17 protein-coding genes are annotated in these 13,181 nt (G+C 67.8%); 12 read left to right on the plus strand and 5 right to left on the minus strand.

Features of this window, described 5'->3' with window-relative positions; translation table 11 throughout:
* The first annotated feature begins 17 nt into the window (after positions 1-17).
* The gene (gene arcS, locus ACFQEV_RS03815) at positions 18-1,820 is read left to right on the plus strand and encodes an archaeosine synthase subunit alpha (protein WP_379692719.1); all 1,803 of its coding nucleotides are present in this window, start codon (positions 18-20) and stop codon (positions 1,818-1,820) included.
* Positions 1,821-1,827: 7 nt separating this feature from the next.
* On the opposite strand, the gene ACFQEV_RS03820 is transcribed toward arcS, so the two are convergent.
* Both ACFQEV_RS03820 and ACFQEV_RS03825 read right to left on the minus strand, forming a co-directional pair.
* Positions 1,828-3,147 carry a WD40/YVTN/BNR-like repeat-containing protein gene (locus ACFQEV_RS03820; RefSeq protein ID WP_379692720.1) on the minus strand — a complete coding sequence of 440 codons (1,320 nt, stop codon included), beginning with the start codon at positions 3,145-3,147 and terminating at the stop codon, positions 1,828-1,830.
* Between the two features lie 52 nt (positions 3,148-3,199).
* The gene (locus ACFQEV_RS03825) at positions 3,200-3,586 is read right to left on the minus strand and encodes a hypothetical protein (protein WP_379692721.1); all 387 of its coding nucleotides are present in this window, start codon (positions 3,584-3,586) and stop codon (positions 3,200-3,202) included.
* Positions 3,587-3,763: 177 nt separating this feature from the next.
* Here ACFQEV_RS03825 and ACFQEV_RS03830 point away from each other — a divergent pair, with 177 nt between their 5' ends.
* The 8 genes from ACFQEV_RS03830 (at position 3,764) to ACFQEV_RS03865 (ending at position 7,276) form a co-directional block, all read left to right on the plus strand.
* Positions 3,764-4,051: a DUF8103 family protein gene (locus ACFQEV_RS03830; protein ID WP_379692722.1), complete on the plus strand. Its 288-nt coding sequence runs from the start codon at positions 3,764-3,766 to the stop codon at positions 4,049-4,051.
* A gap of 133 nt (positions 4,052-4,184) precedes the next feature.
* Positions 4,185-4,481: an ArsR family transcriptional regulator gene (locus ACFQEV_RS03835; RefSeq protein ID WP_379692723.1), complete on the plus strand. Its 297-nt coding sequence runs from the start codon at positions 4,185-4,187 to the stop codon at positions 4,479-4,481.
* Positions 4,482-4,696: 215 nt separating this feature from the next.
* A complete protein-coding gene (locus tag ACFQEV_RS03840; RefSeq protein WP_379692724.1) occupies positions 4,697-5,098 on the plus strand; it encodes a hypothetical protein in 402 nt (133 codons plus the stop codon).
* 49 nt (positions 5,099-5,147) lie between these two features.
* Positions 5,148-5,426: a ubiquitin-like small modifier protein 1 gene (locus ACFQEV_RS03845; protein ID WP_379692725.1), complete on the plus strand. Its 279-nt coding sequence runs from the start codon at positions 5,148-5,150 to the stop codon at positions 5,424-5,426.
* Between the two features lie 2 nt (positions 5,427-5,428).
* Positions 5,429-5,704, plus strand: coding sequence for a MoaD-like domain-containing protein (locus ACFQEV_RS03850; protein WP_379692727.1), 276 nt, complete (start codon positions 5,429-5,431; stop codon positions 5,702-5,704).
* A 2-nt stretch (positions 5,705-5,706) separates the two neighbouring features.
* A complete protein-coding gene (locus tag ACFQEV_RS03855) occupies positions 5,707-6,093 on the plus strand; it encodes a DUF8048 family protein (protein ID WP_379692729.1) in 387 nt (128 codons plus the stop codon).
* 110 nt (positions 6,094-6,203) lie between these two features.
* The gene (locus ACFQEV_RS03860; protein ID WP_379692731.1) at positions 6,204-6,938 is read left to right on the plus strand and encodes an AzlC family ABC transporter permease; all 735 of its coding nucleotides are present in this window, start codon (positions 6,204-6,206) and stop codon (positions 6,936-6,938) included.
* Complete coding sequence (locus ACFQEV_RS03865; protein WP_379692733.1) at positions 6,938-7,276, plus strand: AzlD domain-containing protein; 339 nt, start codon at positions 6,938-6,940, stop codon at positions 7,274-7,276. Before ACFQEV_RS03860 ends, ACFQEV_RS03865 begins: the two co-directional genes overlap by 1 nt.
* An 86-nt stretch (positions 7,277-7,362) precedes the next feature.
* On the opposite strand, the gene ACFQEV_RS03870 is transcribed toward ACFQEV_RS03865, so the two are convergent.
* On the minus strand, positions 7,363-9,303 hold the full coding sequence (locus tag ACFQEV_RS03870) for an aldehyde ferredoxin oxidoreductase family protein (protein WP_379692735.1): 1,941 nt from the start codon (positions 9,301-9,303) through the stop codon (positions 7,363-7,365).
* 181 nt (positions 9,304-9,484) lie between these two features.
* Between ACFQEV_RS03870 and ACFQEV_RS03875 the strand changes: the two genes are divergently transcribed.
* Positions 9,485-10,561 (plus strand): archaeosine biosynthesis radical SAM protein RaSEA, encoded by a 1,077-nt coding sequence (locus ACFQEV_RS03875; protein ID WP_379692737.1) that lies wholly within the window; start codon positions 9,485-9,487, stop codon positions 10,559-10,561.
* A 284-nt stretch (positions 10,562-10,845) separates the two neighbouring features.
* Here ACFQEV_RS03875 and purQ read toward each other — a convergent pair whose 3' ends face one another.
* Entirely contained in the window at positions 10,846-11,529 is a 684-nt protein-coding gene (purQ, locus tag ACFQEV_RS03880; RefSeq protein WP_379692739.1) for a phosphoribosylformylglycinamidine synthase I, read from the minus strand.
* A 94-nt stretch (positions 11,530-11,623) separates the two neighbouring features.
* Entirely contained in the window at positions 11,624-11,875 is a 252-nt protein-coding gene (gene purS, locus ACFQEV_RS03885) for a phosphoribosylformylglycinamidine synthase subunit PurS (protein WP_379692741.1), read from the minus strand.
* Positions 11,876-11,936: 61 nt separating this feature from the next.
* Here purS and ACFQEV_RS03890 point away from each other — a divergent pair, with 61 nt between their 5' ends.
* Positions 11,937-12,134 (plus strand): hypothetical protein, encoded by a 198-nt coding sequence (locus ACFQEV_RS03890; protein WP_379692743.1) that lies wholly within the window; start codon positions 11,937-11,939, stop codon positions 12,132-12,134.
* On the plus strand, positions 12,131-13,156 hold the full coding sequence (locus ACFQEV_RS03895; RefSeq protein WP_379692745.1) for a formyltetrahydrofolate deformylase: 1,026 nt from the start codon (positions 12,131-12,133) through the stop codon (positions 13,154-13,156). The genes ACFQEV_RS03890 and ACFQEV_RS03895 overlap by 4 nt, the downstream gene beginning before the upstream one ends.
* Positions 13,157-13,181: the final 25 nt, after the last annotated feature.

Consider the following 13,181-nt stretch of genomic DNA (forward strand, 5'->3'; position numbering starts at 1 on the left):
GCGGCCGACTCCGACCCATGACCGAGTATTTCGAGGTTCACTCGCGGGACGGGGCCGCCCGCATCGGCGAACTTCGCCTGTCGGACCCCGTCACGACGCCCGCCCTCGTGGACGTCTCCGAACCGCGTTCGGAAGCCCGCGAGACGCAGTCTCGCGAGGGGTACGTCGAGGACGCGGGCAGTCTCTGGGCCGCACAGCAGGAGGTCCCCGAGGGGTCCGAAGACGCGTTGACCGTCCTCCCCCACCGGGCGTTCCCCGCCGGGACGGACGAACGCGTGCAGGAGTCGTTCGCCGTGGAGTTCCCCGACGTGGACTACCCGCACGCCGCCGTCGTCACCGCCGAGACGGCCGACAACTACGGCGCGGACGCGTACGTCGTCGCCGACGCGCAGGGGTTCGTCGGCCACGCCGCCGCCTTCGAGGAGGAGATTCGCGCCCTGAAGGAGGCGACGCCCGCCGACACCGCCCTCTACCTCTCCGGCGTCGCCACCCCGCGGAACGCCGCCACCCTCGTCTACGCCGGCGTGGACCTCCTCGATTCGAAACTCGCCCGCGTGAAGGGACGAGAGGGGTTCTACCTCACCGGCGAGAACGAGTACTTCCTCGAAGACTTGGACGAACTCCCCTGCCCCTGTTCGGCGTGTCGGACGCCCCGCGAGGAGTTCACCCGCGCGGACTGCGCCGAACACAACGTGAACGCCCTCCGGACGGAACTGGCGACGGTTCGCCGCCGCGTCCGCGACGGCCGCCTCCGCGACTACGTCGAGGGGCAGGCCCGCCACGACCAGTGGCTCACGGCGGCGTTCCGCGAGTTCGACCAGCAGTACGGCTACATGGAGGAGCGAACGCCCCTCATCCGCAACGCCGAACTCTCGGCGGCCACCTCCGACACCGTCCGCCGCGTCGAGATTCAGCGGTTCGCCGAACGCGTGACGACGCGGTACGAGAACCGCTTCCGGAATCCGCTCGTGTTGGTCCCCTGTTCGGCGAAGAAGCCCTACAGCGAGTCGCAGAGTCACGGGCAGTTCCACGACGCCATCCAGTTCCGCGGTCACCTCGCCTCGATGACCTCTCCCATCGGCGTCGTCCCGCAGGAACTCGAACTCACCTACCCGGCGCAACACTACGACTCCGTGGTGACCGGTCGGTGGTCCGAGGACGAGAAGCAGTTCGTCGCGACGGTCCTCCGGCGATATCTGGAGCGAAACGACTACCCGCGCGTCATCGCGCACGTGCCCGACCACGGCTACCGCGACATCTGCGAACGCGTCGAGGCGGAGGTGGACGTGCCGTTCGAGTACACCGTCGAGGACCACCCGACGACGACGGAGTCCATCTCGAACCTCATGTCCGCCCTCGACGGCGAACTGAAGTACTCGAAGCGGGAGCGAGAGCACAACACCGTCAAGGCCCTCGCGGACTACCAGTTCGGACCGGGCGCGGGCGACCAACTGTTCGCCGACGCGGACGTGTCGATGACGAGTCGCTACCCCAAGCTGCAGGTCCGAGACGGCGAGGGCGAACAACTCGCGACGATGGTGCCGCAGTACGGCGTCCTCTCTTTCACCCTCCGCGGCGCGAAGACGTGGGTGGAGTCGGACGCGCCCACCAAGCGAGTCGAGATAGACAACTTCGCGCCGCACGGGAGCGTCCTCGCGCCGGGCGTCGTGGACGCGGACGACGACATCCGCGTCGGCGACGAAGTCGTCGTCGAGGGGCCGAAGGCGTTCGCCGTCGGCCGCGCGGAGATGTTCGGCCGGGAGATGGCCGAGAGCACACGCGGCGTCGCCGTCGAGGTTCGCCACGTCGAAGAGAAGTAGCCTGTTTTCACCTCGAACCCGCGCGGCGTTCGACGACCCTTCCCTCGTCGCCGACGGCGACGGCAGTCTCTCCACCGACCGCGACGCCTCGGAGCGACGCCGACGCCGCCGTCTCGACTCTCTCCCACCCGTTCGAGCCGAACCGCTCGTACACCGCGCCGTCCGCGGTGCAGGCGACGGCTCCGTTCCCGTCCGAAGAGAGCGCGGTGACCGACTCCTCGCAGAGTCGTTCGGGCGTCCACGTCGTCCCGCCGTACCGGTGTATCGCGCCGTCGTCGGCGGCAACGAGGCACGTTTCTGGTCCGGTCGCCGCCGCGTCGGTGAGCGTTCCGTCCGCCCCGACGGGACCGACCGACTCGAACGTCCGCCCGCCGTCTCCCGTCCGGTACGCGCCGTCGTTCGTGTCGCAGAGGAATCCCACCCCGCCGTCGAGGAGGACGACGCCAGCGACGCTCGACCCGCTACCGGGTTTCACCGGGTCGTCCCACGAGAGTTCTCCGTCCCGATAGTACCCTCGGCGGATTCGCCCGGACCCGTCGGCGAGGAGAACCGTCTCGTCGCCTGGTCCCCCCGCCGCGGCGACGGCCGTCACGTTCGACGTGTCGCCGTCCGGGGGGGAGTAATCGACGTGCCGGCCCGTCTCGGGGTCCACCCGACCGACTGCGCCGCCGTCGCCCGCGACCCAGACGCCGCCGGGGGTCGAATCGACGCCGCGAAGCGCGTTCCCGCCCGCGCCGGGGCCGTCCGGGAGGACGACGCGCCAGTCGTCGGTACCGGACCCGGCGACGACGACGCCCCCCGACCCGACGGCGTAGGCGTCGTCGCCCGCTATCGCGGCGTCGAACAGCGTTTCGTCCGTCGCAGCGTCGATAGCGATCCACTCGGGGTCTGGCGCGGGCGGGTCCGGCGTCTCCGGATCGAGCGAGTCGACCGGTCCGGAATCGCCGGCTCTCGCGGGTTCGGTCATCCTCGCGGCATCTCCCGTGGTTCGTTCGGCTGTCGGTTGTTCGGCCGTCGCCTCCGCCTCCGTCCCGCCGTTCGTCCCCGTGGCCTCGTCCGTGCCTCTCGCAGTCGGGCGCGTGTCTGCCCCGTCCGCCGCCTCCGGTTCCGCCTCCATCTCCGCCTCCGGTTCTGGCGAGTACCGGAGGTACTGCACGACCAACGGGACGACGTAGGCGGCGATGGCGACGACGGCAAACAGGCGGTCGAGGGTGGTCAGCGTCCCGAACGCCGTGAGGGCGACGGTGGCGAGGGCGTGGACCCACGTCTTCGTGTACTCGCGGTAGAACGCGACGAAGCCGTCGTCTCGGCGCTCGGAATCCGTCATCCCTTCGAGGTTGTGCCCCCGAACGCTTCAGGGCTTTCGCCGGTTCCGTCGCTCAGGTCAACTTCACGACCGTCGGATGGGCGGCGTCGGCACCGCGCATCGGCGTCCCGTCGTCCCCGACGCGCCACGTCGTCCGTTGCGTGACGTACACGCCGTCGGCGACTGCGAGGCCGTTTGCGGAACTATCGAGCGTCAGTTCCCACAGCGTCTCACCCGTCTTCCGGTCGTACGCGCCGACGCGACCCCTCCGCGCGTCCCTCCCTCTCCCGTGGTCGTCGAACCCGGCGCGGACTATCGTCTCCGCGCCGGCGACGAGGTGCGTCGGGTGGTACGAGAGCGGCGTTCGCCACCGACTCCGGAAACGGAAATCGACGGAGTGCGTGGTCGTTGCCCGCGACGGCGAGCGTCCGGTCTCCGAGGGGGACCGGCGACGTCGCACGCGAGGGACGGCGACGCCCTCGTGGACGAGGCGGTGGGCGCGTTCGCGGACGACCCCGACGGCTAAACCCTCGATTAAGCCGGAACTCCGACACTAAACTTCCCGTTCTACCCCCGAACTTCGACGGATTTCCTTGAACAGTCAAAAATTTAAATACTAACGGGATGCCACGTTGACATGATGAGCCATCCCTGCGACGTGACCTCCAACGCCCTCGAAGAACTCCCCGACGAGGACGCTCTCGACTGGACCGCGGTCCGGAGTCTCCTGACCGCGAACGCCGAAACCACGCGGGCCCTCGAAGCGTACTTCGTCCGGGCGCAGTACCGCGACGACGAGTCCTCCGACCTCTCGTCGGCGAAAGAGCACATCCGCGAGGCCATCGACCGCCACGAGGCCATCGTGGAGGATCTGGAACTCGCTCTCGCCGCCGCCGACGAACGCGAACGAATCGACGCCGACTGACCGGCCGACGCCCGCCGCCCCCTCTCCGCCCCTCACTTCTGTCGCCATTGTCCCTTTTCAGCGGTTTAACTTCCGTTCATGACACTCAGATAAACAAGGCCTATTTATCCCCGGACGGAGATTGTTCGCTCGTATGAAGCTGGCGGTCCCTACGGATTTCGACATCTTGGATGCCCTTTCCGACGGACGACGGAACACCGCCGTCAACCTCTCTTACGTGCTCGACAAAAACCGGTCGTACATCAACACCCGCCTCCCCATCCTCGCGGACTACGGACTGGTGGAGCGTGTTGGTCCCGCGCCGAACTCCGGGCTCTACGAGATCACCGAGAAGGGGCGAGTCGTGGTCGAACTGCGCGACAAGTACCGAACCGAAGGCGTCGACTTCGACGCACTCGTCGAGGAGCGACTCGCAGAGCGAACCGAGTAAGCGTTCTGTCGGCGGCCGCGTGCGCCCGCAAACGGGCCTCACTGCCAGCTTCACCCCCTCTCACCAACGTTCTTCTACTGCTAGTATACACCTCTAGTACGACGAGCAACGCGCGAATCGACCTTCTCCGCTTTTCCGGCCACGCAGCGGCGCGGTTCCGCGGTTCGCGTCGGTCGTCCCGCGACTTTTTCATCCGGCGGACCGAGTAGTCGCGTATGGTTGAGGACTCCGAGCGAGAACTCTCTCTGGGCGTTCCCCAGCAGATACTCGACTCGCTCCCCGAAGACGGGGGTAACGCCGAGGCGGACATGAAGCGAGCGGTCGGCGGCCTCGAATCCCGGCTGAACCGACTCGTCGCGGAGGCCGAGAGCGACGCGCAGGCGGCGGGTCACGTCGTCGATTTCGTCGAACACCTCGAAGAGCGGATGGAGACGTACGACGAGTTCGTCCCCGAACTCCGCGCGTGGGGGCAATCGCCCATCTACGCCATCGCGTGGCGCAACCTGCAGGCCGACCTCATCATGCAGATAAACGAACACGAGTGGCTGGCCGACCACGTCGACCGCGAGCGAAACTACCGCCTCGTCGAGGACGGCATCCGGTTCGGAAAGCGCTGACGGCGCGACGGCGCGCACCTTTTTTGCCCGGCGAGACGCATCGAGGCGTATGGACGTACAGCTACGGTTCTTCGCCACGTTCCGCGAGGCCGTCGGTTCGAAGACCATCGAACGCGAGTATGCCGAGGACGCCACCGTCGGCGACGTCCTCCGCGCCCTCGAAGAGGAGTTCGACGGCCTGTCGGGCCAACTACTCGAAGACGGACGGGTCCGTTCGCAGGTGAACGTGCTCCGAAACGGACGGGACGTCGAGTACCAAGACGGGGTGGAGACGCGGTTCGAATCGGGCGACACGCTCAGCGTGTTCCCGCCCGTCGCGGGGGGATAGTCGTGTCCGACGACGCGACGACGGTCACGCGCGAGAAGTCCTTCCGCGGCATCTCCAAGCGACTCGCCAGACACTACCTCGTGAACTTGGGCGGCGAGGAGGCGGACGAGGACACCGTCGTCGCCGACGACTGGCGGGCGACGCTCGACGCCGAGAAGGTATCCATCGGGCCGACGATGTCGCTGACGGAGGTGACGGTGTCGTTCGAGGGCGACCCCGAGGTGCTCGAGGGACTCGTCGAACGCTTCTCGCAGAAGGCCATGCGCGCCGGGGGCTAACCGTGGACGAAGACGCCGTAGACGGGTCCGAACTGCCTCTGGACGGCGACGTACTCGTCCTCGCGGGGGCGAAAGCTAGCGTCTCGCCCGACAGACTCCCCGAACTCGTCCGACGGGCGCAACGACACCTCGCGCCCAGACTCGACGAGTACGAACGCACCTATGAGACCGTCGAGGACGACGAGGAACGCGCCGTCTTCCTCGTCCCGACGGACTTTTGGGAGGAGGTGGGGTCGGAACTCGGCCTCGAAGCGCGCGAGGCCGACGCACTCAGGCGCGCGCACGCCCAGCAACTCCGACGCATCGGGTCGAAGGCGGACCGGAGAGAGGAGTTCGTCACCGCGTTGGAGATACGAGAGGCCCTCGTCGTTGGTCGGGACTCGGTCTGACCGAGGTTCCCGGTCCTCGAACGAGACAATCGACCGACTGCGAGAGGGTAGCGTCGCTCTGGCTTTCGAAACGATACCTGTTTGTGTGGCCGCGGCCGAAGCCTCAGGTCATGAACCTCCGCGTCCCTCCCGAGGTCAGACGCGGCGTCCGCGACGCGGCGCCCGTCGCTCTCGGCCTCGTCCCGTTCGGCCTCGTCTCGGGCGTGGCCGCCGTCGAGGCCGGCCTCTCGCTCGCGCAGGCGATGGGACTCTCCGTCCTCGTGTACGCGGGCACCTCGCAGTTGGCGGCCATCGACCTGTTGGGTCGAAACGCGGAACTGGTCGTCGTCGTCCTCACGGCGGTGGTCATCAACCTCCGGATGACGATGTACTCCGCCTCCATCGCGCCGTACTTCCGGTCGTTCAGCGCTCGGTGGAAGGCGCTCTGCTCGTACGCGCTGACGGACCAAGCGTACGCCCTCGCCATCGCCCGGTACGCGGACGAGCAACTGAACGCCGCCGCGCGACGGCGGTACTTCCTCAGCGCGGGCTTTTTCATCTGGCTCGTCTGGCAGGTCTGTACCGTCGCGGGCGTCTTCCTCGGGACGGGCCTCCCCTCCTCGTGGGGGTTGGAGTTCGCCGTCCCCCTCGTCTTCCTCGGCCTCCTCGTCCCCGTCGTCTCGGACGCGCCCACCGTCGCCGCGGCGGCCGTCGGGGGGTCCGTCGCCGTCGTCGGCGAGGCCCTCGCGTTCCCGTTCAACCTCGGCCTGATGGCCGGGGCCGTCGCGGGCGTCCTCGCGGGCGTCCTCGCCGAGGAACTCACGGGTGAGGTGCCGGACGCGGGCCTCGGGGAGGTGGAGAACTGATGGCGACCGACTACGGACCGCTCCCCATCTGGGCCGTCATCGTCGCCGCCGGCGTCGCCACGTTCGCAATCCGGGGGTCGTTCGTCTACCTGTTCGGCCGCATCGACGAGGTGCCCCCGTCCGTCACGCGCGCACTCCGGTACGTCCCGCCCGCGGTGTTCGCCGCCCTCGTCGCGCCCTCGTTGGTCGTCGTCGAGGGATCCGTCGCCGTCGGCCCCGGCAACGAACGCCTCCTCGCGGGCGTCGTCGCCGCCGCCGCGACGTGGTACGCCGACAGCCTCCTCGTCACCATCTCCGTCGGCATGGTGACGCTGTGGCTCCTGCGCTTCGCGGTTTGAGGGACGCTCGCCGCCGAACGCGGCGTACCCGACGCTCGCGGGTCGGGCGTGCGGCACGCGGCGTGGAAAAAGTGATCGAAGGCGAATCAGTCGTCCGCGGGCGTCGCGCCGCCACTGCCGCGGGAGACGCCGGTTCCGGGGCCGACGTCGATGCCGAGTTCTTCGAGGCGTTCGTCGGGGACGACGCCGTCGACCCACCCGCGACGCTCGTAGTACTCCGCTTTCATCTCGTCGAGTTCGCACAGTTCGCCCTCTGAGGCGCCCTGTCCGGGCATGGCGTTGTCGCCCTCGACGAAGCGGTTCGGCAGGGAGTCGTCCGACCCCTCGAAGCCCGCGAGGTTGTTGTAGTAGCGCTCCAGCGTGTAGATGCGGTCGCCCGTCTCCATCAGTTCGTCCTCCGTCAGGTCGCGGCCCGTCATGCCGTTGTACTGGAGGACGTACTCCTCGACGCCCTCCGCGAAGGCGTTGAACTTGCAGATGTCGAAGCTGTCGGAGATGGCGTGCAGATCCTGGAACAGAGCGCACAGTTCGCCTTTACCCTCCCACTCGTAGGGGTCCACCTTCTCGGGGATGCCGAGAATCTCCGCCGACGGCGTGTACCCGCGGAGGTGGCACGCGCCGCGGTTCGAGGTGGCGTAGCCGATTCCCATCCCCTTCATGCAGCGGGGGTCGTAGGCGGGAATCGTCTGGCCCTTGACGGCCAGCGAGTTGTCCTCGGCGTCGCGTTCGTCGGCGATGCGCTCTGCGCCCTTCGCCAGTAGGTCGCCGAGTTCGGTCTCGCGGTGGGCGATGTCCTCCAACACGTCCATCATGTGGTCGGCGTCGCCCCACTCGATCCCCTCGTCTAAGTCGTCGAGTTTGCCCTCCTCGGTCATCTCCATCGCCATGGCGATCATGTTGCCCGCCTCGATGGTGTCGAGACCGAGGTCGTTGCACATGTCGATCATGACCGCGATCTTGTCGCGGTCGTCGTTCATCGAGTTCGGGCCGAGGGCGTACGCGGACTCGTACTCGTAGGACTCGCCGCGGACGTTCAGTTCCTCGCCCTTGCGTTCGACGGTGACCTCCGTCTCCTTCTTACAGGCGACGGGGCAGGAGTGACACGTCGGTTCGTCCACGAGGATGTTCTCGCGGACGTTCTCGCCCGAGACGCTCTCGGGGTCGACGTTCACGTCGTCGGGCATCGCCTCCGCCTCGCTGTGCCCGGAGGTGAACTTCCCGTTGCGCACCGGGAGGCCGTCCATCTCCTCGGTCAGGTTCATCAGGACGTTCGTCCCGTACAGCGAGAGGCCGCCCTCGTTCGGCGCGGTCACGTCGGACTCGGTGATGAGTTGCATCGCCTGCTGGTAGCCCTCGGTGAACGTCTCCGCGTCCGCGGGCTTGGGCATCTTCGTGCCCGACTTGATGACGATGGCCTTGAGGTTCTTCGACCCCATGACGCACCCCGTGCCGCCGCGACCGGACGCCCGGTCGTCCTCGTTGAGGATGGCGGCGTAGCGGACCTGATTCTCGCCGCCGGGGCCGATGGCCATGAGGCTCATGTTCTTGCCGTAGGAGCCCTCGCACTCCTCTTCGAGCGTGTCCCGCGTCTCGTGGACGCCCTTCCCCCAGAGGTGGGAGGCGTCCCGGAGTTCGATCTCGCCGTCCTCGACGACGGCGTAGACGGGGTCGTCCGACTGCCCCTCGAACAGCAGTCCGTCGAACCCGGACCACTTGAGGCGCGCGCCGGACCACCCGCCGTGGTGGGAGTCCGTCACCGTCCCCGTGAGCGGGGACTTCGTGCAGACCGCGATTCGACCGCTCATCGGGGCCTGCGTCCCCGTCAGCGGGCCGTTCACGAACGCGAGGAGGTTGTCCGGCCCCAACGGGTCAACCTCCGGCCCCTGGTCGAAGACGTACTTCACGCCGAGTCCCCGGCCGCCGATGTACTTCTTGGCGTCCTCGTCGTCTATCCCCTCGTACCGCACCTCGCCCGACGAGAGGTCGACCCGAGCGACGTTGTCCTGGAATCCTCCTAACTCTGTCATGGTCGTTCGTGGTTAAGTACGGCCCGCGTCCTGTTAGTCGTTACCACGTGGTAGTAACCGGGAGCGGTTACGTCCGTCCCGTCGTTCGATTTCCGTCGGCTGCGAGAGGCGCGGGGGCACCCCCTCTGCGGCGACGACGCAGACGAAGCGGATTTACGGACTCGTCGGGTACGGGAGCGTAATGAGTAAGCCGAGCCCCGAAGTGTACGAGCGGGGGAAGGGCATGGACGCCCACAATCAGGTGATGCGCGAGATACGGTCGCGCAAGGACAGGACATACGACCCGCACGAACCGACGCGCGTCTGGATAGACGAGGACAACACGCCGGACGGCGTCAAGCAGTCGCTCACTATCATCCTCAACACCGGCGGGTGTCGCTGGGCGCGCGCCGGCGGGTGTACGATGTGCGGGTACGTCGCCGAGTCCGTCGAGGGCGGCAGCGTCGCCCACGAGGCGTTGATGGACCAGATTCGGGTCTGTCTCGACCACGAGGAGGAGAACGCCGAGGAACCCTCCGAACTCGTCAAAATCTACACCTCGGGCTCGTTCCTCGACGAACGCGAGGTCGGCGCGGAGACGCGCGCGGCCATCGGCGAGACGTTCGCCGACCGAGAGCGCATCGTCGTCGAGTCGCTCCCGGACTTCGTGGAACGCGAGAAACTCGAGGACTTCACCGGCGTCGGCTTGGAGACGGACGTGGCCGTCGGCTTGGAGACGGCGACGGACCGGGTGCGCCACGACTGCGTGAACAAGTACTTCGACTTCTCCGACTTCGAGGACGCCTGCGCGGAGGCCGCGGAGGCCGGCGCGGGCGTGAAGGCGTACCTGCTGATGAAGCCGCCGTTCCTCACCGAGTCGGAGGCGCTCGAGGACATGAAGTCCTCCGTCCGGCGGTGCGCCGAGGTGGAGAACTGCCACACCGTCTCGATGAACCCGACGAACGTCCAGCGGTACACGATGGTGGACGAACTCTACTTCAACGGCGGCTACCGCCCGCCGTGGCTCTGGTCGGTCGCCGACGTGCTGGAATCGACCGCCGACGCGGACGCCATCGTCGTCTCCGATCCCGTCGGTCACGGATCCGACCGCGGCCCGCACAACTGCGGCGACTGCGACGACCTGGTGCAGAAGGCCATCAAGGACTTCGACCTGCGGCAGGACCCCTCGGTGTTCGAGCAGGTGTCCTGCGAGTGCGAGGGGACGTGGGAAGTCGTCCTAGAGGAGGAGACGAGTTACTCGATGCCGCTGACGCGGTAGTTAAGCGGCCGCAAACTCCGGTAGGCGCTCGTTACCGCCCGCGAAGGCGGCGCGTAGTCTTGTTCTCTCCCGCCCTCGCTTTCGACCGAGTGCGACGCCTCCGCGCACGGTTCCACGCGAGGGCGTCGCCCGTCCAAAACGATGTACACGTACAACACGGTCTACTACGAAGACGGTTGGCTGGAAATCTCCGCGGAAGAAAACGCCGACGCGTGGATCGCCACCAGTTCGCCGAGCGAAGTCGTCCCCTGAGACGGGACCGAACGTCGCTCTTCGAACGCCGATTACGCGGCCTCGAACCCCGCGAGGATGCCCCGACCGTCGGTGCTCTCTCCCGCGTCGGGGAGGCAGGCGCGTTCGGGGTGCGGCATCAGCACGGCGACGTTGTCGCGTTCGCCGAGGATGCCCGCGACGTTGCCGCGAGAGCCGTTGGGGTTCGCCTCCTCGGTGACGTTCCCGTCGGCGTCGCAGTACCGAAAGAGGACGCGGTCCGCCGCCTCTAGCTCCTCGTAGCGGTCGTCGCTTATCTCGAACCGACCCTCGCCGTGAGCGATGGGCAGTTCTATCACGTCGCCCTCCTCGTACGCCGCGGTCCACGGCGTGCCGGCGTTCTCCACCCGGAGGTGGACGCGTTCGCACTGGAAGCGCGCGCTCTCGTTCGTCGTGAACGCGCCGCCGGTGAGGCCGGATTCGGAGCCTATCTGCGCGCCGTTGCAGACGCCGAGGACGGGGACGCCCCGTTCGGCGGCCTCCCGAACCTCGTTCATTACGGGCGACCGCGCCGCCATCGCTCCGGCGCGGAGGTAGTCGCCGTAGGAGAACCCCCCGGGGAGGACGACGCCGGTCACGTCGTCCGGGAGGCCGTCCTCGTGCCACGCCCGTTCGGCGTCGATGCCGAGGTGCGAGAGCGCTTGCACGGCGTCTCTGTCGCAGTTCGACCCGCCGAACTGGACGACGGCGACCGTCATCGGGTGACGCCTCCGTTCGTCGCCTCGACGGGCGGCGTCGAGAGGGCGACCGTCATCGGGAGACGCCTCCGTGTACCGTCAGTTCGCGGAACATCTACGCTTCCGCCACCTCGACGTCGTAGTCGTGGATGGTCGGGTTCGCGAGGAGTCGTTCCGCCATCTCGTCGGCGCGGTCCTCGGCCTCGCCCGCCGACTCGGCGTCTACGTCCACCTCGAACTGGTCCGCGGAGCGGAGCGTCTCCAACTCGAAGCCGAGTCGTTCGAGCGCTCGCTTCGTGGTTTCGGCCTCCGGGTCGAGGACGCCGCGCTTCAGGCGGACCGTCACCGTCGCGGTGTAGGTCGTCATCGTGTTTGGGTGCGCGGTCATGGGCAAAAGACGTTTTGGACTGCCTTCGATATGCACGAACGTGGTGAACACGGCCGGGACGGGGGCCGACCGCGACGGCGCGGGCGCAGCGGCGTCGGCGAGTCGGAAGCGCGGGGGAGACGGCCGCCTCGCGGCGACGACGGCCGAAAGACGCGCGGAGATGGACACCCTTTTGCGTTCGGATACCCTCGAACCGTCGATGACTCCGTTCGAAAGCAGCTGGAGGTGGGACCGATGACTGACCTGACCGAGATCACCGTCATCGGAGGAGACAAGACCGGACTTATCGCGAACGTCACCACCCTGCTGTTCGAGCGCGGAATCAACGTCGAGGACTTAGATCAGGCGGTCCGCGACGGCATCTTCCGGATGACGCTCCACGCGGACACCTCCGAGATGGTCTGCACCGAGGAGACGCTCCGGGACGCACTCTCTGATCTCGGCGACGAACTCGGCGTGGACGTGCAGGTCCGCTTCCCGTCGGACCGCGAGACGAAGCAGATCGCCGTGCTCACGACCAAGGAGTCGCACTGTCTGGAGGCCCTCTTCGAGGCGTGGACGAACGACGAACTCGGCGCGGACATCTCCGTCGTCATCGGGAACCGCGACTCCCTCGAACCGCTGGCCTCGCAGTACGACGTGCCGTTCCACGACATCGGCGACGAGAAGGGGTCGCCCGACGAGGACGAACTGCTCGAACTGCTCGAACGCTACGACGTGGACCTCATCGTCCTCGCGCGCTACATGCGCATCCTCGGCCCGAACGTCGTGTTCCGCTACGAGGACCGCATCATCAACATCCACCCCTCCCTGTTGCCGGCGTTCCCCGGCGCGGCCGCCTACCGGCAGGCCAAGGAGGAGGGCGTCCGCATCGCGGGCGTCACCGCCCACTACGTGACGACGGACCTGGACCAAGGCCCCATCATCACCCAACGGGCGTTCGACGTGCCGGACGACGCCAGCGTCGAGGAGATAAAGGAACTCGGGCAACCGCTGGAGGCCGACGCCCTCCTCGAAGCGGTCCAACTCCACCTCGACGGCGCGGTCAGCGTCCACCGCGGCCGGACCAGCGTCCGCCAGGACGCCGACGAGTCCGACTACCAACTCGGCATGACGAAGCAGGCCCGCGAGGCGAACCCGGACCGCCCCGTCGACGGACTCGGCGACGCACTCGCCGACGCGCCCGAGATGGAGGACGGGGACGACGAACCGGCGGACGACGCCCGCGACGAGGCGGCGCCGGACCCCTCCGACGACTGACGCCCGACGCTCCGATTCTCCGACT

Source organism: Halopelagius fulvigenes (assembly GCF_042662625.1).
In the GTDB taxonomy this organism is placed as follows: domain Archaea; phylum Halobacteriota; class Halobacteria; order Halobacteriales; family Haloferacaceae; genus Halopelagius; species Halopelagius fulvigenes.

Coding starts and splice junctions, on each gene's coding strand:
- ACFQEV_RS03865 (WP_379692733.1), top strand. CDS start 6,938: ATGGCGACCGACTACGGACCGCTCCCCATCTGGGCCGTCATCGTCGCC.
- ACFQEV_RS03870 (WP_379692735.1), bottom strand. CDS start 9,303: ATGACAGAGTTAGGAGGATTCCAGGACAACGTCGCTCGGGTCGACCTC.
- ACFQEV_RS03875 (WP_379692737.1), top strand. CDS start 9,485: ATGAGTAAGCCGAGCCCCGAAGTGTACGAGCGGGGGAAGGGCATGGAC.
- purQ (WP_379692739.1), bottom strand. CDS start 11,529: ATGACGGTCGCCGTCGTCCAGTTCGGCGGGTCGAACTGCGACAGAGAC.
- ACFQEV_RS03840 (WP_379692724.1), top strand. CDS start 4,697: ATGGTTGAGGACTCCGAGCGAGAACTCTCTCTGGGCGTTCCCCAGCAG.
- ACFQEV_RS03895 (WP_379692745.1), top strand. CDS start 12,131: ATGACTGACCTGACCGAGATCACCGTCATCGGAGGAGACAAGACCGGA.
- purS (WP_379692741.1), bottom strand. CDS start 11,875: ATGACGACCTACACCGCGACGGTGACGGTCCGCCTGAAGCGCGGCGTC.
- arcS (WP_379692719.1), top strand. CDS start 18: ATGACCGAGTATTTCGAGGTTCACTCGCGGGACGGGGCCGCCCGCATC.
- ACFQEV_RS03820 (WP_379692720.1), bottom strand. CDS start 3,147: ATGACGGATTCCGAGCGCCGAGACGACGGCTTCGTCGCGTTCTACCGC.
- ACFQEV_RS03845 (WP_379692725.1), top strand. CDS start 5,148: ATGGACGTACAGCTACGGTTCTTCGCCACGTTCCGCGAGGCCGTCGGT.
- ACFQEV_RS03860 (WP_379692731.1), top strand. CDS start 6,204: ATGAACCTCCGCGTCCCTCCCGAGGTCAGACGCGGCGTCCGCGACGCG.
- ACFQEV_RS03830 (WP_379692722.1), top strand. CDS start 3,764: ATGATGAGCCATCCCTGCGACGTGACCTCCAACGCCCTCGAAGAACTC.
- ACFQEV_RS03835 (WP_379692723.1), top strand. CDS start 4,185: ATGAAGCTGGCGGTCCCTACGGATTTCGACATCTTGGATGCCCTTTCC.